Source organism: Tenuibacillus multivorans, from assembly GCF_900103915.1.
Taxonomy (GTDB): Bacteria; Bacillota; Bacilli; order Bacillales; family Alkalibacillaceae; genus Tenuibacillus; species Tenuibacillus multivorans.
On the sequence record NZ_FNIG01000002.1, the window covers coordinates 160,420 to 186,168 of the forward strand.

The window sequence follows — 25,749 nt, forward strand, 5'->3', positions numbered from 1 at the left end:
TCCAAATTTCAACACATTATTCCAAAATAAAATAAAGACCCGACAAATTCGGGTCTCAAAGGGTAAAGTTAAACTTACATTTACACATCATCTCTCCATTTTAATAAATCCTCAACATCGCTATCTTCATAGGAATTCGTTGATTTGAGTTCTTCCATCAAGGAATCAAATGTCAGTAAACTATGTGATGGATAGCCGCTTTCTTTTAGGTTTTCAATACTAACTTTCATATTATAAGAAAAGATCGATACAATGCCTAAAACATCTCCTCCAGCTTCTTTAACCGCATTGGCCGCTTGAATTGAGCTTCCTCCTGTGGAAATTAAATCTTCAATGACAACGACTTTTTGTCCCTCTATTAGACATCCTTCAATCTGGTTGTTAAGGCCGTGGCTTTTTGGTTTATTCCTGACATAGATCATTGGTAAGTTTAAGCGGTCCGCTACCCATGCTGCGTGGGGGATTCCGGCTGTTGCACATCCGGCAATGACGTCAGTATCAGGATATTTTTCCTCGATGACTTTGACAAATTGATTGATAACTTCTTCTCTCACGTCAGGGTATGAGATGATTAACCGATTATCGCAATATATCGGCGATTTTAATCCTGAGGTCCACGTAAAATAGTGTTCAGTATTAACCTTCAGGGCTCCGATATCAATTAATTGTTTCGCTAGACTCATGATTCCACTCCTTTACGGCTCGATTGTATGCTTGTTTCGGATTTTTAACTTTGGTAATACTCCGTCCGATCACTAAGTAATCAGCTTGCTTTTGCTTAGCGATGGCTGGTGTAGCGACACGTTTTTGATCGTGATTTTCATCGCCAAGTAAACGAATGCCAGGTGTAACCGTAAGAAAATCGTCTTCAAAAATCTGTTTAATCTGTTCCGCTTCATAAACGGAACATACAACACCATCTGCACCACCTTTTTGGGCTAATTTAGCATAGGACTTAACCACATCATCAATAGGTTTATCAATTAACAGCTCTTGATTTAGCATGTCTTGGTCCGTTGAAGTCAGCTGTGTCACGGCCAATAGCCTAGGGCGATGACCATTGGTGACTTCTTCTAAACCTTGACGTGCTGCCTCCATCATTCGACGACCACCTGCCGCATGGACGTTGACGAAATCTACTTCTAATCGAGCAAGATTTTTCATTGCTTGATGAACGGTATTGGGAATATCGTGCAGTTTTAAATCAAGAAAAATAGAATGATCTCGTTCTTTCAGTCGCTCTATCAACTTCGGACCTTCACGGTAAAATAACTGCATGCCAACTTTAACTGGCACGCCATTTAAACCGTTACGATCTAAAAAATGAATTGCTTCCTCTTCTGTCGTAAAATCAAGGGCGATAAAAATAGGTGGTGTCATGATGTCACGGCTCCCTTCACTTCATCTAATGATTGAAATCCATACTTTTCTAATGTTTCAGGTAGTTCATCAATTAGATTTTGACAAACAAATGGGTTTTGAAAATTAGCTGTTCCAACTGCTACAGCATTTGCTCCAGCTAATAAAAATTCAATGATATCTTCTGTCGTACTTATACCTCCCATTCCGATAATCGGAAGTGTCGTTTGGGAACGAACTTGATGGATCATTCTTATTGCAATCGGTTTGATCGCGGGACCTGATAATCCGCCAGTTTCATTCGCAATTAAAGGCTGTTGGGTGTGCAAATCAATTTTCATGCCTGTTAAGGTATTAATCATTGATAACCCATCCGCCCCCGCTTCTTCTACGGCTTGAGCAATTGTTGTAATATCCGTTACGTTTGGTGAGAGCTTAACAAACAGTGGTTTTGGACATACTTTTTTAACTTGTTCAGTTAAATCATACGCTAACGTCGGATCCGTCCCGAACTGAATGCCGCCTTCTTGTACGTTTGGACACGAAATATTTATTTCAATCGCTTTAACAACCTGTTGAGCCGCAAGTTTTTCTGTCACTTCCACATACTCCTCTAATTGACTGCCCGCGACATTTGCGATCACAGGCGTATGGAATTGTTGTAAAAAAGGAAGCTCCTTTTCAATAATTTGATCAACCCCTGGGTTTTGTAGGCCAATTGCGTTCAACATTCCAGATGGTGTTTCAGCGACACGTGGTGTGGTATTACCAAATCGTTTATCACCTGTCGCCGCTTTAATCACAATGGCTCCCAATTCGTTTAAATCATAAAACTCACTAAACTCTCTTCCAAAACCAAAGCACCCCGAAGATGGCATGATAGGATTTTGTAAAGTTAAGCCACCTAAATTAACTGTTAGATTCATAGTGTCACCTCACTCGAATGAAAGACAGGACCATCCTGGCAGATTTTAACGTATCCTTTGTCGTTATGGGCTTCACGAACGCAGGCAAAACAGGCACCAATGCCACATCCCATTCGTTCTTCTATCGATAGATATCCATCTAAATATTGTAATTGCTGTTGGACAGCGCTGAGCATCTCTAAAGGTCCACAGGCAAAGTAAGTCGTGAAATCATCATTTAGATCTGTGATGATATCTGTGACAAACCCTTTTTGACCATAAGAGCCATCATTAGTTGCTATTAACGTATCCGAAACGTCCTTAAATTGGTTTTCATAAAAGATCTGAGCTCTAGATTGATAGCCTAATACAGCCGTAACATCGTTATGTTCACTCAAGTGTTGGCATAAGGCATATAGGGGTGGCACGCCCACACCGCCACCTATAACTAAAATTTTCTCTCCAAATAGATTTTCAGTTTCGAATCCATTCCCTAAAGGACCTAAAACATTAAGCGAGTCTCCTTCACTAAGTTGGCTCATCCAGTTCAACCCATCCCCGACGACCTTATAGATGAGCGTCATCTGGCTTTTGTTATGGTTATAGCTCGCAATGGAAAGGGGACGGCGTAACTTGTGATAATCCCCTTCGCTTATTTGAATGTGAACAAACTGACCGGGCCGGTTTATTTGTTGGACTAAATCGCCCTCTAGTAAAATTTCATAAGTATCAAGAGCAATTGGCTGATTAGAAATAACGGTTAAATGTTCAAGTTTCTTCATACTAGCACCGCCATTTTGGGTCTCGGCATAGCTGTAGCCGTAAAGGTCATCGATTCAATCACGCTTAACATCGCATAGGCTGTATCTAATGATGTTAGGCATGCCACACCATGTTCGACGGCTTCTCGTCGTATCCGAAAGCCATCGGTATGTGGTTGTTTTCCACGTGATAGCGTGTTAATGACGAATTGAACTTTACCTGTTTCAATTAAGTTTAAAAGATTATGTTGTGAGCCTATTTTGTTGACAGTCTTAACTGGAAGCCCCGTCGATTCGATCGCTTTGGCTGAACCTTCTGTGGCATACAGTTCAAACCCAATCGCATGGAACCGCTTCGCTAGTGTTAACATTTCATCTTTATCTTGATCAGCTACTGTTAATAGTACGGCCCCTTCAGTTGGGATAGACAATCCCGATGCAACAATGCCTTTATATAACGCCTTCTCTAAGTTGCGATCTCTACCAATCACTTCACCTGTCGATTTCATTTCCGGTCCTAATGTAATATCAACACTGCGCAACTTTTCAAAAGAGAATACCGGAACTTTAACGGAAATCATATCGTCTTCTGGAATTAAACCATCGACAAACCCTGAATCGATTAGCGATTTGCCTAACATAACTTGTGTAGCTAGATTCGCCATCGTCACGCCTGTAATTTTACTTAAAAATGGCACGGTCCGGCTAGCGCGTGGATTCACTTCTAAAACATACACATCGTCGTTATGATAAACAAATTGAATATTAATGAGACCTACGATATTAAGCTCCCGGGCTATTAATCTCGTGATTTCAACACATCGATCTTTTACTGAAGGCGCGATGTTTTGTGTCGGATAAACGGCAATCGAATCACCCGAATGAACGCCCGCTCGTTCGATATGCTCCATCACACCGGGAATGACAACGGAATCGCCATCACAAATTGCATCAACTTCAAGCTCAATTCCTGTTAAATACCGGTCAATTAAGACGGGACGATCAGGGTGAACTTCAACCGCATGCTTCATATAATACATTAAATCATTTTCGTCATGGACAATTTCCATTGCTCGGCCGCCTAATACGTAAGACGGGCGAACTAAAACAGGGTATCCGAGCTCCCTTGTTTCGGAAATCGCTTCATTTTCACTAGTGGCAACCCTAGCTTTTGGCCGTGGAATCCTTAACTTCTCTAGCATTTGTTCAAACTTATCACGATCCTCGGCACAGTCGATAGAATCCTTCGACGTCCCTAAAATCGGAACACCATGCTTCTCTAAACCATCGACTAATGAAATCGCCGTTTGACCGCCAAATTGCACGATGACACCTTCAGGCTCTTCAAGTTCAACTACATTTAAGACGTCCTCAAGTGTTAACGGTTCAAAATATAACTTATCCGAGATTTCAAAATCGGTAGAGACAGTCTCAGGGTTATTATTCATGATAATAGCTTCATAACCCGCTTCTTTTAAGGCCAAAACAGAATGGACCGTCGCATAATCAAATTCAATCCCTTGCCCGATTCTAATTGGACCTGATCCGATGACTAGAATTTTTGGTCGGTCGGTTACAACGGATTCATTTTCTTCTTCGTATGTGCTATAAAAATAAGGCGTTTCCGATGTAAACTCAGCCGCACACGTATCGACCATTTTATAAACAGGTAATGCTTGATGCCCTATTCGAAACTGGCGGATGTCATCTACTTCTGTTTGCCAAAGCCTGGCGATCGTTTCGTCTGAAAACCCTCGCTGTTTAGCTTCTTTTAATATTTCAAGATCCCAATGATTATAAGTTAATAATTGTTCTTGGTAAAGCAATTTTTCAATTTTATAAAGGAAAAACAAATCGATCATTGTATTTTGGTGTAAATCCTCTAAGGTAAACCCTCTTCTAAAGGCCTCTGCGATTAAAAAGAGTCGCTCATCATCGGCTATTTTTAATCGCTTCATTAAATCTTCCTTCGACAATTGCTCAACCTTTGGTAAATAGAAATCACGTGTACCTATCTCTAATGAGCGCACGGATTTTAATAGTGATTCTTCAAATGTCCGACCAATCCCCATCACTTCGCCTGTCGCTTTCATTTGCGTCCCTAATTGGCGGTTCGCGGCCTGGAACTTATCAAATGGCCAGCGCGGTATTTTCGTGACGACGTAATCTAGGGCCGGTTCAAAATGAGAATAGGTCGATCCCGTTACAGGATTGATCATTTCATCTAATGTTAACCCTACGGCAATTTTCGCTGCAATTTTAGCAATCGGATAACCCGTAGCTTTCGAAGCAAGAGCCGATGAACGACTCACCCTTGGGTTTACCTCAATCACATAATAGTTAAAACTATATGGATCGAGTGCCAGCTGAACATTACAGCCACCTTCGATCTCAAGCGCACGAATAATGTTTAATGACACATTTCTTAATAGCTGATACTCATGGTCACTTAATGTTTGTGATGGGGCGACAACGATGGAATCTCCCGTATGGATACCGACAGGGTCAATGTTCTCCATATTACAGACCACGATGGCATGGCCAGCACCATCACGTACAACCTCGTACTCAATTTCTTTAAAACCAGCAATACTCCGTTCGATTAAACATTGCTTAACAGGCGACACATCTAATCCATTTTGAACCGTCTCAACTAACTGCTCCTCATCCCCGCAAATTCCTCCACCCATGCCACCGAGTGTATACGCGGGGCGAACAATGACAGGGTAGCCGATTTGTTCCGCAAAATCTTGAGCTTCCTGAACCGACTGTACAATAGTGCTTTCCGGAACAGGTTCATTTAACTGATACATTAATTGACGAAAAGACTCTCGATCCTCAGCCTGTTCGATTGCACTTAGCTTTGTTCCTAATAATTCCACATCATATTCTTTTAAAATGCCACGACGTTCTAATTCCATCGCCATGTTTAAACCCGTCTGCCCACCTAAGGTTGGTAAAATAGCGTCCGGTTGCTCTTTTCGAATAATTTTAATTAAAAATTCAGGCGTTAAAGCCTCCATATAAACTTGATCCGCCATGGTTTCATCTGTCATAATCGTCGCCGGATTCGAGTTCGCTAAAATAACCTCGTAACCTTCGTCTTTTAAGGCTTGACACGCTTGTGTTCCAGCGTAATCAAATTCGGCTGCCTGACCGATGACAATAGGTCCGGAACCAATCACTAAAATTTTATTGATATCTGTACGTTTAGGCATGAACGACTCTCCCTTCTTGATAGCTACCGATTCGATTTAAAAACTCATCAAATAATCGATTAGAATCCTCTGGTCCGGGTGAACTTTCAGGATGGTACTGAACAGAAAAAACATGGTACGATTCATGCTCCAATCCCTCAACTGTTTCATCATTTAGCGCCACTTGTGTCATAGTCAAACTTGTCTGAGCTAATGACGATGCCGTAACGGCATACCCGTGATTTTGTGAAGTCATCCATACTTCACCAGAATGAAGTTGTTTAACGGGATGATTAGCCCCTCGATGGCCGAATTTCATTTTATGCGTATCCGCTCCACACGCTAACGCGATTAATTGATGACCTAGACAGATTCCAAAAATCGGAACTTTCCCCATCAAATTTTTAACTAAGGCAATTCCCTCTGGCACATCCTTGGGGTTACCTGGTCCATTCGACAACATGACGCCATCAGGTTTTAACTGTAAGATGTCTTCAGCGGACATATGATAAGGAACCACGGTGACGTGACAGTTTCGCTTCGTAAATTCACGTAAAATACCATGCTTCATCCCGAAGTCAACGAGTACAATACGTTCATCATGACCAGGTACGACATACGGTTTGAGCGTCGACACACGTTTGACTTGATCAGTCCTCGGTTGATAACGTTGAAGCGATTTGAAAACCTCATCATTTTCTTCAAGTGAATCGGTTAACATTGCTTTCATGGATCCTTCTTGACGAATCCTTTTGACTAGACGTCTTGTATCTATGTTTGCTAAGCCTGGGATATTTTTTTGACTTAAGTATTCATCAAGGGTCCATTCATGACGAAAGTTTGAAGGGAATTCAGTATATTCCTTAACAATTAAAGCTGAAATTGCCGGCTGAATCGTTTCAAAATCATCACGGTTAATCCCATAGTTCCCGATTAACGGGTAGGTCATCGTCACCATTTGATCACAATATGATGGATCCGAAATAATTTCTTGATAACCCGTCATACTTGTATTAAATACTACTTCCCCTACTCGGTTATTTACTGATGCTCCGAATGCTGTCCCTTTAAAGACAGAGCCATCTTCTAAGATGAGATATCGTTTAGACATATGCCTTCTCCTTTCGCCAAGCAATTTTTCCATTTACGATTGTTAACGTTGGTACACCATTGACATCCCAACCATTAAAAGGTGTGTTATGACCTTTTGACGAAAAGTTGGATGAATCAATCGTTTGTGTTTCTTCTAAATCGACTAAAACTAAATCGGCCGGATCTCCCACGTTCATCGTTCCATAGGGCAAGCCAAATATGTCGCATGGCTTTTTTGTTAGCCATAAAACGAGTTGGTTTAGTGTAAAAATACCTGTTTGAACAAAATGAGAATATAAAAGCGGAAATGCTGTTTCGAGCCCAACAATTCCAAATGGAGAATGTTGAAATCCATGAGATTTTTCTTGGACTGTATGTGGAGCGTGGTCCGTGGCAATGCAATCAATCGTGCCATCTAAAAGACCATCGATTAAAGCTTGACGATCTTCATAGGCACGTAATGGTGGATTCATTTTATAATGAGCATCGTCTGAAGGAATATCATTTTCTGTTAGTAATAAATGATGTGGGGTAACTTCTGCTGTAACAGGAATACCTGCTCGCTTAGCATCACGAATCACTCTGACAGACTCTTTCGTACTCACATGACAAACATGATTATGACAACCTGTTGCTTCAGCTAATAATACATCTCGAGCAATTTGCAGGGACTCACTAATAGAAGGAATACCAGGTAAACCAAGCTCTTCGTTCTTCTTACCATCATGCATGACACCTTCATAGACTAAGGAATTATCCTCACAATGGGCCACGATTGAAGCATTTGCTCCTTTCGCTTGTTTCATGGCCTCATACATCATGCCAGCTGACTGAACACCAACACCATCATCCGTAAACCCAAACGCACCTAAACCTTTCAAACGAACAAAATCAACTAATTCCTCTCCACCTTGATCTTTCGTAATAGCCGCATAAGGTAAAACGCGAACATGTGCTGATTGTTCGATCCTGTCGTTTACGAGGTTAATCGATACACTTGAGTCTGGCACAGGATTTGTATTTGGCATTGCGCAGACCGTTGTAAAACCACCTTTTGCAGCAGCAAGCGTACCAGTATCAATCGTTTCTTTTGCTTCTCCTCCTGGTTCACGTAAATGGACGTGAATGTCAACAAATCCCGGTAACAAGTACTGACCTTTGGCGTCAATCACTTCTGCATGGTAGGAAGTAAAATTCATTCCATAAGCTTTAATTTTTCCGTATTCTATAATGACATCTGTTAATTCCTGATGGTTAAGCAGTTTAACGTTCTTAATAAGCAATGTCATAGCTATATCCCCCTTGATTTAAATAAACCTGAATAATCGCTTGACGGATGGCTACGCCGTTTCGCATCTGTTTAAAAATTCGCGAACGATCACATTCAACTAATCGACTATCAATCTCAGTCCCCCGATTAATAGGAGCAGGGTGCATAATAATGCTGTTAGGTTTCATACGTCTCTCCCGCTCAACCGTTAATCCGTACTGACTTAAATAGTCATCAAACTCATAACTCTTGTTATGTCTTTCTTTTTGAACACGAAGCAGCATCAGGACGTCCGCTTGTTCGACGGCATCATCTAATTCAACGTATTGATAAGGCAGGCGTTCATCACGCCACTCATCTTTTGCAACGAACTGGACGTTCGCTCCGAGTCGACTCAACACATTGGCATTAGACCGTGCCACACGACTGTGCAAAATATCACCACAAATCGCAATGTTCAGTCCTTCAAATTGACCAAACTCCTGTTTAATCGTCAACAAATCAAGTAATGACTGAGTTGGGTGCTCCCCTGTTCCGTCACCAGCATTGATAATCGGTATTTGAATATCCGTTAATTCATCATAGTAATGTTCTTGCTCGTGGCGGATGACAACAAAGTCAACACCTATAGCTTCGACGGTTTTAACCGTGTCGTATAAGGTTTCACCCTTCGTTACACTTGAAGTTTCTGGCATGAAGGAGAGTATATTCACACCAGACTTCATACAAGCCATTTCAAAACTCATCTTTGTTCTCGTTGATGGTTCATAAAATAATAGGGCAGCCGTTTTCCCTTGATCGATCATATTGGCTTTATTAGCCAACAAATTATTTGCGTTATCCAACAATTGTTGAATCTCTCCTGTTGAAAGGTCTTGAATAGATAATAGATGCTTCAACGAACTTCCCCCTTAGCTTGCTTTCTGTTCGGCATCGAACATATTGTCACTGCCTTTGGCTTGTTCTCGACCTGGCAGAATTAGATTTAATAGGATTCCAATAATGGCTGATAAGGCCATACCAGCGATTTGTAAATCAAATTCACCGATTTGAAACTCCAGATACATGCCACCGATTCCAATCACTAAAATGACAGAGGAAATGATTAAGTTACGATTGTTTCCTAAGTCAACGTTGTTATCAATCAGCATCCGTAGACCACTTGAAGCAATGATCCCGAATAAGAGAATGGACACGCCTCCCATGACGGGTTGCGGGACCGATTCGATTAAAACAGCGATAATATCAATGAACCCGAAGAAAATAGCTAGTATCGCAGCTCCTCCGATCACAAATATGCTAAAGACACGAGTGATTGCTAATACTCCGATATTTTCGCCATAAGTCGTATTCGGTGGTCCGCCTAGAACAGACGCTATTAATGTTGCTAAACCATCTCCTAAAATGGATCGATGTAGCCCAGGCTTTTTAATAAAGTTTTGACCTGTCACTTTTGATAAAACCATTTGGTCACCGATATGCTCTGTAATGGTTACAAGCGCAACAGGTACCATAATGCCAACAACCGATAAGCTGAGCACATCAAATGGTGAAAAATCAACAAAAGGAATAATAAAATCTGGCTTCGTGAAAATCGCTGTCATCAATTCGCCAAAGCTATTGGCATTAACGACTTCATTCCAGCTCGCTTTAATCGGCTCGGTATCAACAACCCCGCAGAAAAGTGCATATAGATAGCCACCCACAATCCCTAATAAAATCGGGATAATCTTCCAGAACCCTTTGAAGAAAACGGAAGCCACAATTGTTATGAGTAGAGTCACAAGTGCAACTGAAATAAACGTCAAATTGTAATTGCCGTCTACATCATTCATTGCCATATCAATGGCTGTTGGCGCTAATCCCAAACCGATGACCATAATGACTGGTCCTACAACGACTGGTGGTAAAATATGAAGTAACCAATTAACGCCTATCCATTTAATTAAGAGTGATACAATGCCATATACAACACCGACTAAGAAGGCACCTACCATTGCACCTTCAAGGCTTTCGACCTGACTAGCGAGTGTAATCGGATAAATAAATGCAAAGCTTGAACCAAGATAAGCCGGAATTTGACCTCTTGTTATGATGAGGTAAGCTATTGTTCCTAAACCACTTGTAACAAGTGCAACGCTAGGTGGCATATCTGTTAAAAATGGTACTAAAATTGTCGCGCCAAACATCGCAAATAAATGCTGCAAGCTTAAAACTAGCCATTGGTTCCACTTCGGTACATCTCGTATATCTAACACTTTTTCATTGTTATTCATCTTAATTCCCCCATTTTTAATTTTTAGCTATTGCCTAGGTGTCTCCTTACTCCCTCTATTTTCGACACAAAAAAACCTCTTTGCGAAAGGTTGCAAAGAGGTATACCTGTACATACTACTTCCTGTAAACATACAAGTGCTCTCACAACCTTTCTAGCCTCTCTGGACTAAATTTAAAGGTTTATCTATTTAGTTATTCATAAATACTGACTTGATCCATGTCATCTGATTCAACTAATCGAACCTTGATGACTTCACCCTGCGAGGTAGGGATGTTTTTACCAACATAGTCCGCTCGAATCGGTAGTTCACGATGTCCTCGATCAATTAAGACAGCAAGCTGAATCGTTTGTGGTCGACCTAAATCAATAATCGCATCCATAGCTGCTCTTACTGTTCGTCCGGTATATAAAACATCATCTATTAAAATGATTTTTTTACCGAAAATGTCTTGTTGAATATTCGTTTGATTCACTGTCGCTTCATCAACTTCGTCCTGGTTGGATAAATCGTCACGGTAAAGCGAAATATCAAGCTCGCCCGTGTCGATCGTGACATTTTCTATCTGTTCAATATTTTGTTGAATACGTTTTGCTAAGGGCATACCACGGGTCTTAATCCCAACGAGCATTAAATTATCTGTCCCTTTATTACGCTCGATAATTTCATGGGATATCCGTTTTATGGCCCTTGCAATAGCTTGCTCATCTAGTAGCTTAGTCTTTTCCTGCATCAACACCCCTCCTTAATGCAAAAACCTCTTTTGACACGCAAGGTGACAAAAGAGGCTTTAGATACACTAATCCCTACATAACCGTACTTATTGTCACCTTGCTAGCCTCTCTGGACTATGATTAAAGGTCTTTATTTTCTAATGATTAATTTTACGTCATTTAAACTATATGTCAATAGATTTTCGCTATTTTTTCTAATGTATCCTGAAAAACTTGTGGTGGATCAGCTGTAAAACTTAACTGTTCATTCGTCACAGGGTGGGTAAACTCGATTTTTCGGGCATGTAACGCTTGCCCTTGAACATTCAACGTTTTACGGCGTCCGTATTTAGGATCACCGACAAGTGGATGGTCAATGTATTGAAAATGGACCCTAATTTGATGAGTACGTCCGGTCTCTAAATCACAATAAACATGTGAATAATGCCCAAAGCTCTCTTTAACTGAAAAATGGGTAATAGCAGGCTTACCATGATGAACGACTGTCATCTTTTGCCTGTCGTTAGGGTCTCGTCCGATTGGGGCATCAATGGTTGCCTTATCATGATTAATCACACCGTGAACAATCGCCTCATATTGACGCTTAATTGCTTTATTAGCAAGCTGATCAGACAGTTGTTCATGAACTTTGTCATGCTTCGCTACCACGAGTAACCCACTCGTATCTTTATCAATTCGGTGAACAATCCCTGGTCGATAAACACCATTAATGCCAGATAAATCATCACAATGATAAAGTAAAGCATGGACTAATGTGCCGGTACGGTGACCGTGTGACGGGTGAACCACCATACCTTTTTCCTTATTTACCACCAGTAAGTGTTCATCTTCATAAACGATATCTAACGGAATATTTTCAGGCTCAATACTCATTTCCTGAACTTCAGACTCTTCCCACTGAATGTCATCATGAAGCTGGCATTTATAATTACTTTTGATATTTTGGCCATTAACTAACACAAGTCCATCCTTAATCCAAGATTGAATTTGACTTCGGGATGCATCTTTATTTAAATCCGTTAGGACCTTATCTATACGTTTGTTATCGTATGTTTCTGTTACGACATATTGGTGTTTACTCATTAGCATTCTTTCCTTTTTTCTTCATTTCATCGATTAACATCATTATAATGACAAAAATGACCCCAACCGTTAGAGCAGAATCCGCTATATTGAAAATCGGGAAGTCATAGCCAAAGATGACAACATCGATAAAATCAATCACTTCTTGTAAGTATATACGATCGATAAAATTACCAATTGCCCCTCCTAAAATTATTGCAAAGCCAACCATCAACCACGGGTAGCTGTTCTTATATTGCTGCATGTAGTATATAATGATACCTATTACAATTACAGTCACAATATAAAAGAGCCACATTTGGCCTTCTAAAATCCCCCATGCTGCCCCACTGTTTCGATGCGATGTAATAGAGAAAAATCCTGGTATAACTTCAACGGATTCATATAATTCCATTGAACTTTTAACCATCCATTTCGTTATTTGATCGAAAAATATAATGATTAAGGTGAGTATGTAGTATTTCACTTTGTGACCTCCATTACCGTCTTTCCTATTGCATTTTACCATAAAAACAAGAACTTAACGATAAAGAATTGAAATCAAGGATTTTCTGATCAAAATAAACTTACAATGGTAAAAAAGAGTCCCGAAGACACAAGCTTCAGGACCCTTAATAAGCATTAACCAACAACGCTAGCACATCGATCACAAAGATCTGGATGTTTGTCATTTTGACCAACTGAATGAGATGAAACCCAACAGCGTTGACACTTCTCACCTTCATGTTTTTCAACCGCCACGGATACACGATCATAAGATTTAGCCAGATAATGGCTATCAGCCACGTTAACTTCCGAGACAATTAAATATTGATGGAGATGTTCCATAGACTCTAATAAATCCATGGTTTTTTCATCTTTTGGAACAATCGTTAATTTAGCTTCTAACGATTTACCAATAACTTTATCAGCACGAGCTTCCTCAAGCGATTTTAAGACATCCTCTCGTACCTCCATAAAGTCTTCCCATTTTTCTTTAATTGTTTCCTCATTTTCAACCTTTCTGGCTTCTGGCATATCAGTAAGCTGAACGTTTTCGGCTTCAACTCCTGGAATGTACTGCCATACCTCATCTGCTGTATGAGCTACAATTGGTGATAATAATTGTGTTAAGCTGACGATCATCTCATAATAAACCGTTTGAATACTACGGCGGCGATGACTATCCGCATTTTCGATATATAAAATATCTTTCGCAAAATCTAAATAGAACGCACTTAAATCAACTGTGCAGAAGTTATTAATCGTATGATAAATCGTTGAGTATTCATAATCATCATATGCTTGGCGAACCTTGCGAACGGTTTCCTGTAAACGAATTAACATATAACGATCGACTTCTTCTAAATCGGCTTCTGCAACCGCGTCTTTTTTCGGATCAAAGTCGTGTAAGTTACCAAGTACAAAGCGTAAAGTGTTACGAATTTTACGATAAACCTCTGCTACTTGTTTCAGGATTTTATCGGATACACGAACATCAGCAGAATAATCGGTACTTGCAACCCATAGGCGTAAAATATCAGCACCAAGCTGCTTCATAATCTTAGAAGGAATCATGACGTTCCCAAGCGATTTACTCATCTTACGGCCTTCGCCATCTAATGTAAAGCCATGACTTAAAATACCTTTATAAGGCGCTTTACCTGTTACGGCAACTGATGTCGTTAACGATGAATTAAACCAACCACGATATTGGTCAGATCCTTCTAAATAAAGATCAGCTGGACGATCTAAATCATCACGTTCCACTAAGACGCCTTGATGGGTTGATCCAGAATCAAACCACACATCCATAATATCGGTTTCTTTTGTAAACTCACCATTTGGACTTGATGGATGTGAAAAGCCTTCTGGTAATAAATCCTTCGCTTCTCGCTCAAACCACACATTAGAGCCATGATCTCTAAATAGATTAGCAACATGCTCAATCGTTTCTTCCGTAATGATTGGCTCATCATTTTCACCATAAAAGACGGGAATTGGGACACCCCATACACGTTGACGTGAAATACACCAATCCTCTCGATCTTTTACCATGTTGTGCATTCGGATTTCACCCCAGTCAGGGTGCCAATTTATATTTTTGATTTCCTTCAGTAGGTTGTCACGGAAGTCTTTTACCGATGCAAACCATTGCGACGTCGCACGAAAAATCGTCGGTTTCTTCGTACGCCAGTCATGTGGGTAAGAGTGTGTAATAAATTCAAGTTTTAATAAAGCACCTTTTTCGTCTAGCTTTTGTGTGATCTCTTTATTAGCCTTATCATAAAATTGCCCTTCAAAGCCTGGCGCTTCTTCAGTAAAGACCCCTTTTTCGTCGACGGGGCATAGCGCATCTAAACCGTAATCTTTTCCAATCCAAAAGTCATCTTCCCCGTGACCTGGTGCTGTGTGAACACATCCCGTACCTGATTCGGTTGTGACGTGATCACCAAGAATGACTAATGAATCACGATCATAGAAAGGATGTTGAGTGACTACATGCTCTAAGTCTTGACCTTTAAAGGAATTAAGAACGTTTGGTTGATCCCACTCGAGCTGCTCTGAAACCTCTTCAAATAAGTCATGCGCGATAACAAATTTCTCACCACTTACTTCAACAACGACGTATTCTAATTCTGGGTGTAGTGCAATCGCTAAGTTTGCAGGAATCGTCCAAGGTGTTGTCGTCCAAATGATGAACTTCTCATCCCCATTTAAGATACCTTTACCATCTGTTACCTCAAAAGAGACGTAGATTGATGGGGAGCGTTTATCTTTATATTCGATTTCAGCTTCAGCTAGGGCAGATTCTGATGATGGTGACCAATAAACAGGCTTTTTACCTTTATAGATGTAGTCACGCTTCGCCATCTCACCGAATACTCTAATCTGCTGAGCTTCAAATTCAGGTTTTAACGTGATATATGGATTATCCCAGTCACCACGTACGCCTAACTGTTTAAACTGCTCACGTTGACGATCAATTTGATCGAGTGCATATTCTTCACAAAGCTTTCTAAATTCCGCAATGGACATCTCTTTACGTTTAATTTTTTTCTTTTTAGTCAAGGCAACTTCAATCGGTAAACCATGCGTATCCCAGCCCGGTACATACGGAGCATGGAAGCCAGCCATTGATTTATAGCGAACGATGAAGTCCTTTAAAATTTTGTTTAACGCGTGCCCCATATGAAGGTCACCATTAGCATACGGTGGTCCATCATGTAACACAAATAATGGGCGCCCTTTCGTCCGTTCTTGAACTTTTCCATAAATGTTGTCTTCATCCCAATGCTTTTGCATTTCTGGTTCACGGTTTGGCAAATTACCGCGCATCGGAAATTCCGTTTTAGGCATTAACAACGTTTCCTTATAGCTCATAATAATCCTCCTTTTTCTTTCGTCCTTCGTTCACTTTCATACTTTCTATCATTAACCAAAATTTGAAAGTATAAAAAAAGAGCTTTCTCAAATCCCTAATAGGGACGAGAAAACTCGCGGTACCACCCTCATTGAATCATGCTTTAAGCATCATTCCACTCGACATTCGTAACGTGAATAAACCGTCCTTATCTACTCCATTCAAAAAGGAACTCCAGGATGATCTTCCTTAAAAGATCGTTACTAGGCTTACACCACCCCTAGCTCGCTTGAAACGATAACCTCTTAAGTACTGTTCCCATCTTCGTTTTCAAAATATGATTTGATTATGCTTATACGATATGAAATTATATGGAAAAATGATAGCTTCGTCAAGAAAAATTACTCAGATGTTGAATATTCATCTATACGTTGATCTTCGAGACCATCTTCATTCGTTTCAAGTTCAAATAAATCTTCCCAATCATTATTATCAATAATATCTAATTGTGCTTCAACTAACATTTTTAAACGCGTACGGAAAACCTTAGCTTGTTTTTTCAACTCTTCGATCTCCATTGAAACAGTTCGTGATTTTCCTAGTGCCTCATTAACTATTCGATCCGCGTTTTTCTCAGCCTCTTTAATAATTAGCTTAGCTTCTTTATTAGCATTATTTTTAACCTCATCCGCTGTTTCTTGAGCGACAAGTATCGATCGATTCAATGTCTCTTCAATATTATTGAAATGACCGTTCTTTTCTTCAAGCTCAGCTACACGATCCTCTAAAGCTTTCTTTTCACGAATGACTTTTTCAAAATCTTTAATGACTTGATCTAAAAACTCATTAACCTCATCTTCGTCATAACCACGGAACCCTCTTGTAAATTCCTTGTTATGAATATCTAATGGCGTTAAGCCCATTTTGTAGCCCCCTTTTGTACTCATACGTCGCTAGATTTATATAACTATTTCGACAACAACTTATAAATTCCTGCAAATATCTTGTTATTTTAATCTCGCCACTTGAATTCTTATCTTATTTTTCTTAGTTTCGCCTAAAAGATTGATAACCTTACTCCGGCCTTTTTTTCTAAGCGATATTAAATCACCAGGCTCTAAAGGATACGACGGATCTTTAACTAATCGGTAATTAACCTTGACAGCATCCTTTTCAATATATAATTGTGCTTTCTGCCTTGAGATTTGGTATATTTCCTTTAATATAACATCTAAACGAGTAGAGGAGACCGTTCCATGCTTCTCCTCCCAATGATGGTATTGTTCAACAATTTGTGAAAAAGGAACGTCTTTTAATGTTATCGACGTATTTTTGATCTTTGTTAGTTCCATTTGTATAAATACCGCAATTTCTTGATCAGCGATAATTTGAAAAATACCGTCATCAACGATTAAATCACCAATTTTTTTACGCCGAATACCGAGTGACATTAACGTTCCAAGCACGTCACGATGCGATAAATTCACAAATTTTGAATGATAGGATCCTTCGAGAACGGTTATATTAAACCGGTTCTCATCAATGGTTTCATAGAACGGGGCCAAAATCGCCTGCTTCCGTTCAGCATGTCCAAACCCGCCAAAAAAATCAAGCTGCATATCACTTGGCTTACCAATAATAGATTGAAAAATCGTTTGCTCCCTTGGATCTAAAAAATCCGTTACAATCGTTTTATGTAGTACTTCAACTTGTTCTTTCCAATCTAATACTTGGTCGATAAATGTTTCTTCTTCCGGTCTAAAATGTTGATAAATGTCCATATGATTAACCCCATTCAAGATTTACAAAATCATATTAAATAACTCAATTGCACCTCTTGAAGCTAAATTGAGAACAATAATCGCAACAATTGGTGAAATATCAATCATGCCTAAAGGTGGAATAATGCGACGAAACGGTTCTAAGAAGGGTTCACAAATTTTACCTAAAAATTGCCCAATCGATGAATCCCGTGCACCAGGAAACCATGACATTAAAATATAGGCAATCAATGCAAACGAATAAATTTGAATCGCGTTAACAATAATATTAGCAATTAAATACATAACTTTTACCTACCTTCTACTAAATTGTTCCTCTTCACCCATTAATTCAGTAATATTACCCGAAATATTAACATGCTCTGGTGTACATAAAAATGTTTGCTGGCCTAACTTTTGTATGTTTCCATTTAATGCGTAAACAGTACCACTCAAAAAATCGACAACTCGCCTACCGGTTGCATGGTCTAAGCGCTGTAGATTAACAACTATGGATTGACCCTTCTTTAAATGATCACCCATGTTCTGTGTCTCATCATAAGTCGTTGGTTCACAAAGTACCATTTTGGCATCATTTTGTATCGACGTTAGGTTTACAATATTACCTTTATGATCCTTTGAGGATGACTGTTCCCGAAATTCTGGGTGCTGCTTTTCCTGAACAGGTTCTTCTACTTCTTCATATTCATCAAAGTCAAAAAATGCCTTGAACTTGTCTTTAAAACCCATTTCAAAACCTCCCTTATTTCAATTCGTTTCCGACTAAGCTTGAACCAACTCGAATATGAGTAGCTCCTTCTTCAATAGCAATCTCATAATCCTGACTCATTCCCATTGATAAATATGTACATGGCGCATGGCTCAACTGCTTGTCCCTGATTTGATCACGGTATTCCCGAAGTGATCGAAAACAACGACGGATGAGGTCACGATCCTCTGTTAATGGCGCCATCGTCATGAGACCTACCACTTCAATATTTTCATAGTTTCTAAGTAAATCAATAAATGATTCTAATTTTTCAGGATCTAGCCCATGTTTCGACTCTTCTCCACTCGTATTAACTTGTACGAAACAAGGAATTTTCCGATTAGCACGTTTATTAATTTCCTTGGCTAACGATTTCCGATCTAGCGAATGAATATAATCCACATCATCAATTACTTCTTTCACTTTTCTAGACTGTAATGTGCCAATAAAATGCCAAATTGCATCATTTCCAATTGCAGCATGTTTTTCTTGAAAACCCTCTAAACGGTTTTCACCTAAATTTGTCACACCAGCATCTATGGCTTCTTGGGTGGTTTCGATTGATACATACTTCGTAACAGCAATGACTGTAATATCGTCTTGATTCCGATTAGCACGCTGAGAAGCTTCTTCTATTTGGTTTGTTAATTGATTATATTTCTCAATAACTGTCATCAGAAATCCCCTCTTATATATCTAATAGTTCAACTATTTGCGATAGATAAATGCCATCATTCGCCCTGTTTGACCTTGATCACGACGATGAGAGTAAAATAAAGATTGATCACGATACGTACAATAGTCCGTGATATGGATATTTTCTTCTTTAACCCCATCATCGACTAAATAAAGGAAATTTAGTCGTTTTAAATCTAAAAGCCCATGATTTTCAGTCGTTGGTGTTAAAACTTTGGTCTGATAGGATTTTGGAATATGTTGAATGACATACGCATCAATTTCATAATAAGACTGCGAAATACAAGGTCCAATCACAACCTCAATATCCTCAGGGTTAATGCCTTTATGCTTAAATCGCTCTATCATGTGTGGACCGATTTGTTTAACAGTCCCTTTCCAACCTGCATGTGCAATGCCAATCCAATTATCCTGTTTAGTGCGAAAGATGAGCGGAACACAATCAGCGTAATAGGCCGTTAAAACATGATCAGGGTTATTCGTAATCATGCCATCACCATCTACTTGTGGAGCATCATGGCGTAAGTCCTCTTCATTATAATGGGGCTCCGTTAGATCTAAAATGTTACGACTATGTATTTGGTTTAAAGATTTCCACTGTTTAAGATCTCGCTCTATCCATTGACTAAACCGTTTACGATTTTGTAAAACATTCTCGCGTCGATCTTGGACATGAACACCTAAATTCATCGAATCATATGGTGTTTGGCTAAATCCATTTTGGCGCGTCGAAAAACCGGCCACAACGTTTGAATTTTTCCACGGTAATATGTCCAAATACCCTTTTTCGTGTTGTTGTAAAACCTCCATCGTATTCTCCCCTTATATGATTATCATTTTATCATAAATAACGCTATTTTTCTGCATAATCAGGTGTCAATTTGCTGATTCATTTGGGGTACACGAACTAAAATAACATCCTCCCCGATTTTTTCAATATGCGACCAACGAATAAGCATTTCTTCTTCTTGACCGAATATACCAAACCATTTGCTTTGAGTTGTAATAACTAATGCTAACACAACGCCAACGGCAACATCGACCTCTAAATCATTAATAAAACCAATCTTTTCACCATTTTCAACATTAATAATATCCTTCGTTTGCAGCTGAGATAACAACATGCACCATCACCCCTTACTCCATACATATGTCAAAACAGATAAAAAAATAGCCTCCGAATATTATTCAGAGGCTATTGTTAAAGAAAATTAACTTTCTAACACATTTTTATTCATTTCTTTAATCGCTGATTTCTCAAGTCGTGATACTTGAGCCTGGGAAATGCCAATTTCCTCAGCCACTTCCATTTGTGTTTTGCCTTCAAAGAAACGTTGATTAATAATTAATTTTTCACGATCATTTAAACCTTTAATCCCTTCCCGTATAGCTAAATCATTAACCCAGGAAGAATCTTTTTGCTTTTCATCTTTTAATTGATCCATAACAAAGATAGGATCACTACCATCATTATAAATCGGTTCAAACAATGATACTGGATCCTGAATCGCATCCAGCGCAAAGACAATATCTTCTTGGGGAACGTCCATTTCTTTAGCAATCTCTTGGGTTGTTGGTTCAGTTGATGTCTTACTCATGAGCTGTTCTTTAATTTGTAACGCCTTATAAGCGATATCTCTTAAAGAACGAGATACTCGAATAGGATTATTATCTCTTAAGTATCTGCGAATCTCACCTATAATCATGGGAACCGCATAAGTAGAAAACTTCACATTTTGTCCTAAATCAAAATTGTCAATAGATTTCATTAATCCAATACATCCGACTTGAAATAAATCATCAACATTCTCTCCACGATGGTTAAATCTCTTGATGACACTGAGTACTAATCTTAAATTTCCGTTAACTAAATCTTCTCTAGCTTGTACCTCTCCATCTTGCATTCTTCTGAATAGATCACGCATTTCCTCGTTTGTGAGTACTGGTAACTTTGAAGTATCAACACCGCAAATTTCAACTTTATGTCTCGCCATTTATGCCCCTCCCGTATGGAGATGATGTTCAATTTAAAGTTTCTCCATTACGAGAGTTTTTATGCGGATAAGATCATTTTCAAAATATTATATTTCTGAAATCAATTTAGAAAATTCCACCTCGATTTATCTAAAAATGCGTGTTTGAAGCCTTATAATATTACTCAGTACTATACCATCTTGTTAAATTCTCTTTTCAATCGTTTAATAATTTTTTTCTCTAAACGAGATATATATGATTGCGATATGCCTAATTGCTCAGCCACATCTTTTTGCGTTTGCTCACTATTTCCTCTAAGACCAAAACGCATCTCCATAATTTGCTTCTCTCTTCCAGAAAGCTTTGATAACGCAGATTTTAATAAATTTTTATCAACTGTCAAATCAAGGTCCTTCGTAATAATATTCTCATCTGTTCCAAGCACATCAGACAACAATAATTCATTACCGTCCCAATCGACATTTAAAGGTTCATCAAAAGAAATTTCCGTTTTACGTTTATTATTTCTTCTTAAGTACATTAATATTTCATTTTCAATACATCTTGATGCATATGTTGCTAACTTAATATTTTTCTCAGGATTAAATGTATTAACGGCCTTTATTAAGCCTATCGAGCCAATACTAATTAAATCTTCAATATGAATACCAGTATTTTCGAACTTTTTCGCAATGTATACAACCAATCTTAAGTTATGTTCGATCAATTTTGATTTTCCCTTAGGATTCCCTTCAGCGACTAGATCAAGCATCTCTTTCTCTTCTTCTTTTGATAATGGAGGTGGTAAGGCTTCACTTCCCCCAATGTAATATATTTCATCAGGGTCTCGTTTAAACTTTATGATAATGGATAAAAAGATATTTTTTATACGATACCAAACTCGCTTCATTAGGATACTCCTTTCGTTTCTTGAACCTTTGTATTTTTAGATTGAAGTAATAATGGATGTAATAAGCTGTTATAGGAAATTTGACTTGAAAATTTACCAAAATGGATGCCGATGTACACCCGTTTTGTTGAATGAATTAATTGATTCACGTGAATCGATATTTGATTCACTTGAATAACAGGTATATAACCATGATCGCCCCCAGCTTTTTTGAGCGGTATATATTCAAACATGTACTCAGAATTTGTATCGTCTATAGGTTTATGTTTTAATCGCTCAACAAGCTCTTGACCGAACCAATTACTGGCTGTGGGCTCATCGATGAGCATGATGGGTTTATTAACTAATGGATGTGTGAGCTGATTACCTGTATCATAAAAACCTTTTAATTGATAGATGCGTCGATCATCTAATTGCACAGACACATCATATAATTGTTGATGATGCAGTTTAGTGACAGATAAATGCTGCAGACGATCCTTTGTAAACCATAAAAATATCGGGAAACTGATCACAATAAATATCCAACTGACACTGTTTCCATACCCAATATATGTTAACCATGGGAATTCCACATTCTGACTTTGCAAGAAAAAGTGCAGCCCAAATAATCCACCTCCGATGGCAAAATTAATGAAGTAAAAACTAAACATGTATTTTATAAATGTTTTGACTGACCGAATGTTAAAGGCAATCAGAATAATTCCAACGGAGTAAATAATTTTAATAACGGGGTGCCCGAGCCAGTCCAAACTAGTGACAAACGTTAAAGGAATGATTAATGATGCATAGAGACTCGCCAGAAATAAACGGGTATGGGTAAACGGGAGTTTCATAACCCAAGCGACGACCAATAAAACTAACCAATCAAAAAAAAGATTTAATAACCAAACTAAGTCTAGATAGATTTGCACGAGATTCATCCTCTATCGAAATCAAAACTTTAATGCCTTGTCTGTATTTAAAGTATAAAAAATAGAGCCGAAAAATCGTGTCAATTTTTCGGCTCTTTGAGCATCTAATTTTGCAAGCTTTTGTCATTAAACAAAAATGGGCAATTATAATATCTAAAAAACCCTGCCGCTTTTATAGCAACAGAGTTTATCATATGTTTATCGATCGCGATTACGATTTCTTAAGAATGTTGGAATGTCTAAAGTATCCTCTTCATAGGATGGTCTGCGATTGGTCGGTTCTGGTTTTGGCTGCTGTTGCGAACCGATTGGTGATTGACTAGGGTTAATATTCGGTCGCTGTTGTTGGAAGGTTTGAGTCTGTTCTTGCTGTGTATTCTCATCAAAACCAGTTGCAATAACCGTTACAACAATCTCATCTTTTAAGTTTTCATTGATTACGGAACCAAAGATAACATTAACCTCTTGGTCAGCAGCTGAGGTAACGATTTCGGCTGCCTCTTGTACTTCAAATAAGCTTAAGTTTGCGCCACCTGAAATATTCATAAGCACGCCATGAGCACCGTCAATGGATGTTTCTAATAAAGGAGAGGATATAGCCTTTTTCGCGGCCTCGGTCGCACGGTTTTCACCTGTTGCAACACCAATTCCCATAAGTGCAGAGCCGCGATCTTCCATTATGGTTTTAACGTCAGCAAAGTCAACGTTAATAAGACCAGGAACAGCGATTAGATCTGAAATACCTTGTACACCTTGTCTAAGTACATTATCTGCTTCGCGGAATGCTTCAAGCATTGGTGTATTCTTATCGACGATTTCTAGCAAACGATCATTCGGAATAACAATTAAGGTATCCACATTAGCTTTAAGTGAATCCACTCCAGATGTTGCTTGCGACGAGCGTTTACGTCCTTCGAATAGGAAAGGACGAGTGACAACACCAACTGTTAAAGCATTGATTTCCTTGGCAATTTGCGCAATAACAGGTGCCGCACCAGTACCTGTTCCACCACCCATTCCAGCAGTGACAAATACCATGTCCGCACCGTGTAAAGCTTCTTCAATTATTTCTTTACTTTCCTCTGCTGCTTTTTTACCGACTTCTGGATTAGCGCCTGCTCCTAATCCCCTAGTGAGTTTCTCTCCGATTTGTAGTTTTGTTTCAGCTTTTGATAGATTAAGAGCTTGAGCGTCTGTATTAACAGCGATAAATTCGACACCTTGTACACCATGTTCAATCATTCGGTTAACAGCGTTGCTTCCACCACCACCGCAACCGATTACTTTTATCTTGGCTAATTGATCAACATTTGATTCGAAATCTAACATGTTCTGTTCCTCCTATTGTTCAAAATTCCTTTTCCATGACTTTTGTGAAGGAATCACTCAATATTAATCGAAAAAGTAATTCTGCAGACGTTTTACTAGATTATCTTTATTTTTACTTCTTGTCTTTGCTGCTTCTTTTTTGACTTGTTTTTCTGACTTTTCAATGACTGGCGTTTGACTTGAGTCATTTACCCCGCTAACATATTCTTTACCTTGTATTTTCGCATTACGATAAGCAAATTGCAAGGTACCAATACCAACTGTGAAATGTGGTTCCCGAACACCGATATGTGTAGGAATGGATAACCTTACATTGGTTTGAAATATATCACGAGCTAGGTCAGCGACGCCAGGTAAGCTCATTACGCCTCCCGTTAAAACGTAACCACCCGGTAAGTCGCGATACCCCATTCGTTTGAATTCTTGTAAAACAAAATGATAAACCTCGGCTAATCGAGCTTCAATTATTTCTGTAATTTGTACTTGGTTAAACGTTTGTTTTTCATTACTTCCTATTGTCGTAACTGAAAAAGTATTATCCGCCAAGGCATCATTTAAATAAGCATGTCCATAATCTTGTTTAATAATTTCGGCTTCTTCAGTGGTCGTTTTCATGCCAATAGATAAATCTTTCGTTATGTTGTCTCCACCTAGTGGAATAACGGATGTTTCAACTAAATCTCCACCTGTAAAGACTGAAATCGATGTACTGCCAGCACCGATATTCACCAAACCGACACCAAGGCTTTTCTCATCAGGAGATAATGCCACCTCTCCTGCAGCTAATGATTGTAAGCATATGTCCTGAACTTCTAAACCTGCTCGTTCAACACATTTTAAAATGTTATGTAAATTAGTTCGACCACAAGTGATTAAGGTCCCTTGCATCTCTAATCGGACTCCAATCATACCTCGTGGATCAGATATTTCGTCCTGTCCATCAACAATAAATTGTTTTGGAAATACATCGACGATTTCTCGTTCTGGGGGAATGGACATCACCTGTGATGCCTCAATGACACGTTGAATGTCTTCATTTGCAATTTCTCTTGTATCACTTGAGACAGCGACAACCCCATGGCAATCCTGTAATTGTATATGGCTTCCGTTAATACTTACAATCACGCGTCTAATTTCCATGTCGACCATGCGTTCAGCTTGATCGACAGCATTTTGTATCGAATGTACGGTTTGATCAATATCAACAATGGCTCCTTTTTTCATCCCTTTGGATTCCGCCACGCCAACACCTATGATATTCATCGTATCATTAGAAACTTCTCCAATTATAACTTTAACTTTGGAAGTACCAATTTCTAGACTGACTAATATTTCACTACGATTCAATTTTTCTCGCACCTCCGACTAAGGCATCAT

General features: G+C 39.0%; 25 protein-coding genes and 1 other annotated feature. All 25 genes read right to left on the reverse strand.

The window, feature by feature from the left end; genetic code table 11:
- Positions 1 to 80: 80 nt before the first annotated feature.
- Complete coding sequence (gene pyrE / locus BLP77_RS03490; protein ID WP_093855732.1) at positions 81 to 683, reverse strand: orotate phosphoribosyltransferase; 603 nt, start codon at positions 681 to 683, stop codon at positions 81 to 83.
- The gene (gene pyrF / locus BLP77_RS03495) at positions 658 to 1,380 is read right to left on the reverse strand and encodes an orotidine-5'-phosphate decarboxylase (protein WP_093855733.1); all 723 of its coding nucleotides are present in this window, start codon (positions 1,378 to 1,380) and stop codon (positions 658 to 660) included. The genes pyrE and pyrF overlap by 26 nt, the downstream gene beginning before the upstream one ends.
- On the reverse strand, positions 1,377 to 2,285 hold the full coding sequence (locus BLP77_RS03500; protein ID WP_093855734.1) for a dihydroorotate dehydrogenase: 909 nt from the start codon (positions 2,283 to 2,285) through the stop codon (positions 1,377 to 1,379). Before BLP77_RS03500 ends, pyrF begins: the two co-directional genes overlap by 4 nt.
- Positions 2,282 to 3,046, reverse strand: coding sequence for a dihydroorotate dehydrogenase electron transfer subunit (locus tag BLP77_RS03505; RefSeq protein WP_093855735.1), 765 nt, complete (start codon positions 3,044 to 3,046; stop codon positions 2,282 to 2,284). The genes BLP77_RS03500 and BLP77_RS03505 overlap by 4 nt, the downstream gene beginning before the upstream one ends.
- Positions 3,043 to 6,243 (reverse strand): carbamoyl-phosphate synthase large subunit, encoded by a 3,201-nt coding sequence (carB, locus tag BLP77_RS03510; RefSeq protein WP_093855736.1) that lies wholly within the window; start codon positions 6,241 to 6,243, stop codon positions 3,043 to 3,045. Before carB ends, BLP77_RS03505 begins: the two co-directional genes overlap by 4 nt.
- Entirely contained in the window at positions 6,236 to 7,333 is a 1,098-nt protein-coding gene (locus BLP77_RS03515) for a carbamoyl phosphate synthase small subunit (RefSeq protein WP_093855737.1), read from the reverse strand. Before BLP77_RS03515 ends, carB begins: the two co-directional genes overlap by 8 nt.
- A complete protein-coding gene (locus BLP77_RS03520) occupies positions 7,326 to 8,603 on the reverse strand; it encodes a dihydroorotase (protein ID WP_093855738.1) in 1,278 nt (425 codons plus the stop codon). The genes BLP77_RS03515 and BLP77_RS03520 overlap by 8 nt, the downstream gene beginning before the upstream one ends.
- Complete coding sequence (locus tag BLP77_RS03525) at positions 8,587 to 9,483, reverse strand: aspartate carbamoyltransferase catalytic subunit (RefSeq protein WP_093855739.1); 897 nt, start codon at positions 9,481 to 9,483, stop codon at positions 8,587 to 8,589. The genes BLP77_RS03520 and BLP77_RS03525 overlap by 17 nt, the downstream gene beginning before the upstream one ends.
- A 12-nt stretch (positions 9,484 to 9,495) precedes the next feature.
- Positions 9,496 to 10,860, reverse strand: a complete 1,365-nt coding sequence (locus tag BLP77_RS03530) for a uracil-xanthine permease family protein (RefSeq protein WP_093855740.1) — start codon at positions 10,858 to 10,860, stop codon at positions 9,496 to 9,498.
- 193 nt (positions 10,861 to 11,053) lie between these two features.
- The gene (pyrR, locus tag BLP77_RS03535) at positions 11,054 to 11,593 is read right to left on the reverse strand and encodes a bifunctional pyr operon transcriptional regulator/uracil phosphoribosyltransferase PyrR (RefSeq protein WP_093855741.1); all 540 of its coding nucleotides are present in this window, start codon (positions 11,591 to 11,593) and stop codon (positions 11,054 to 11,056) included.
- Positions 11,594 to 11,765: 172 nt separating this feature from the next.
- Positions 11,766 to 12,677, reverse strand: coding sequence for an RluA family pseudouridine synthase (locus BLP77_RS03540; RefSeq protein WP_093855742.1), 912 nt, complete (start codon positions 12,675 to 12,677; stop codon positions 11,766 to 11,768).
- Positions 12,670 to 13,143, reverse strand: coding sequence for a signal peptidase II (gene lspA, locus BLP77_RS03545; protein WP_143001393.1), 474 nt, complete (start codon positions 13,141 to 13,143; stop codon positions 12,670 to 12,672). The genes BLP77_RS03540 and lspA overlap by 8 nt, the downstream gene beginning before the upstream one ends.
- Positions 13,144 to 13,298: 155 nt before the next feature.
- Complete coding sequence (ileS, locus tag BLP77_RS03550; protein WP_093855744.1) at positions 13,299 to 16,040, reverse strand: isoleucine--tRNA ligase; 2,742 nt, start codon at positions 16,038 to 16,040, stop codon at positions 13,299 to 13,301.
- 97 nt (positions 16,041 to 16,137) lie between these two features.
- Positions 16,138 to 16,354: a binding site (T-box leader), on the reverse strand.
- Between the two features lie 67 nt (positions 16,355 to 16,421).
- Positions 16,422 to 16,943: a DivIVA domain-containing protein gene (locus BLP77_RS03555; protein ID WP_093855745.1), complete on the reverse strand. Its 522-nt coding sequence runs from the start codon at positions 16,941 to 16,943 to the stop codon at positions 16,422 to 16,424.
- Between the two features lie 84 nt (positions 16,944 to 17,027).
- Positions 17,028 to 17,801: a YlmH family RNA-binding protein gene (locus BLP77_RS03560; protein WP_093855746.1), complete on the reverse strand. Its 774-nt coding sequence runs from the start codon at positions 17,799 to 17,801 to the stop codon at positions 17,028 to 17,030.
- 21 nt (positions 17,802 to 17,822) lie between these two features.
- Positions 17,823 to 18,086, reverse strand: coding sequence for a YggT family protein (locus BLP77_RS03565; protein ID WP_093855747.1), 264 nt, complete (start codon positions 18,084 to 18,086; stop codon positions 17,823 to 17,825).
- A 9-nt stretch (positions 18,087 to 18,095) separates the two neighbouring features.
- Positions 18,096 to 18,530 (reverse strand): cell division protein SepF, encoded by a 435-nt coding sequence (locus tag BLP77_RS03570; RefSeq protein ID WP_093855748.1) that lies wholly within the window; start codon positions 18,528 to 18,530, stop codon positions 18,096 to 18,098.
- A gap of 13 nt (positions 18,531 to 18,543) precedes the next feature.
- A complete protein-coding gene (locus BLP77_RS03575) occupies positions 18,544 to 19,224 on the reverse strand; it encodes a YggS family pyridoxal phosphate-dependent enzyme (protein WP_093855749.1) in 681 nt (226 codons plus the stop codon).
- A gap of 33 nt (positions 19,225 to 19,257) precedes the next feature.
- The gene (gene pgeF, locus BLP77_RS03580) at positions 19,258 to 20,055 is read right to left on the reverse strand and encodes a peptidoglycan editing factor PgeF (RefSeq protein WP_093855750.1); all 798 of its coding nucleotides are present in this window, start codon (positions 20,053 to 20,055) and stop codon (positions 19,258 to 19,260) included.
- 59 nt (positions 20,056 to 20,114) lie between these two features.
- Entirely contained in the window at positions 20,115 to 20,369 is a 255-nt protein-coding gene (locus BLP77_RS03585) for a YlmC/YmxH family sporulation protein (RefSeq protein ID WP_093855751.1), read from the reverse strand.
- An 87-nt stretch (positions 20,370 to 20,456) separates the two neighbouring features.
- The gene (sigG, locus tag BLP77_RS03590; protein ID WP_093855752.1) at positions 20,457 to 21,239 is read right to left on the reverse strand and encodes an RNA polymerase sporulation sigma factor SigG; all 783 of its coding nucleotides are present in this window, start codon (positions 21,237 to 21,239) and stop codon (positions 20,457 to 20,459) included.
- Positions 21,240 to 21,409: 170 nt separating this feature from the next.
- Complete coding sequence (gene sigE, locus BLP77_RS03595; protein ID WP_093855753.1) at positions 21,410 to 22,129, reverse strand: RNA polymerase sporulation sigma factor SigE; 720 nt, start codon at positions 22,127 to 22,129, stop codon at positions 21,410 to 21,412.
- Positions 22,129 to 23,043 (reverse strand): sigma-E processing peptidase SpoIIGA, encoded by a 915-nt coding sequence (spoIIGA, locus tag BLP77_RS03600; protein WP_176752946.1) that lies wholly within the window; start codon positions 23,041 to 23,043, stop codon positions 22,129 to 22,131. Before spoIIGA ends, sigE begins: the two co-directional genes overlap by 1 nt.
- 198 nt (positions 23,044 to 23,241) lie before the next feature.
- Positions 23,242 to 24,372: a cell division protein FtsZ gene (gene ftsZ, locus BLP77_RS03605; RefSeq protein WP_093855755.1), complete on the reverse strand. Its 1,131-nt coding sequence runs from the start codon at positions 24,370 to 24,372 to the stop codon at positions 23,242 to 23,244.
- A gap of 63 nt (positions 24,373 to 24,435) precedes the next feature.
- Positions 24,436 to 25,719, reverse strand: a complete 1,284-nt coding sequence (ftsA, locus tag BLP77_RS03610; protein ID WP_093855756.1) for a cell division protein FtsA — start codon at positions 25,717 to 25,719, stop codon at positions 24,436 to 24,438.
- Positions 25,720 to 25,749 lie beyond the last annotated feature (30 nt).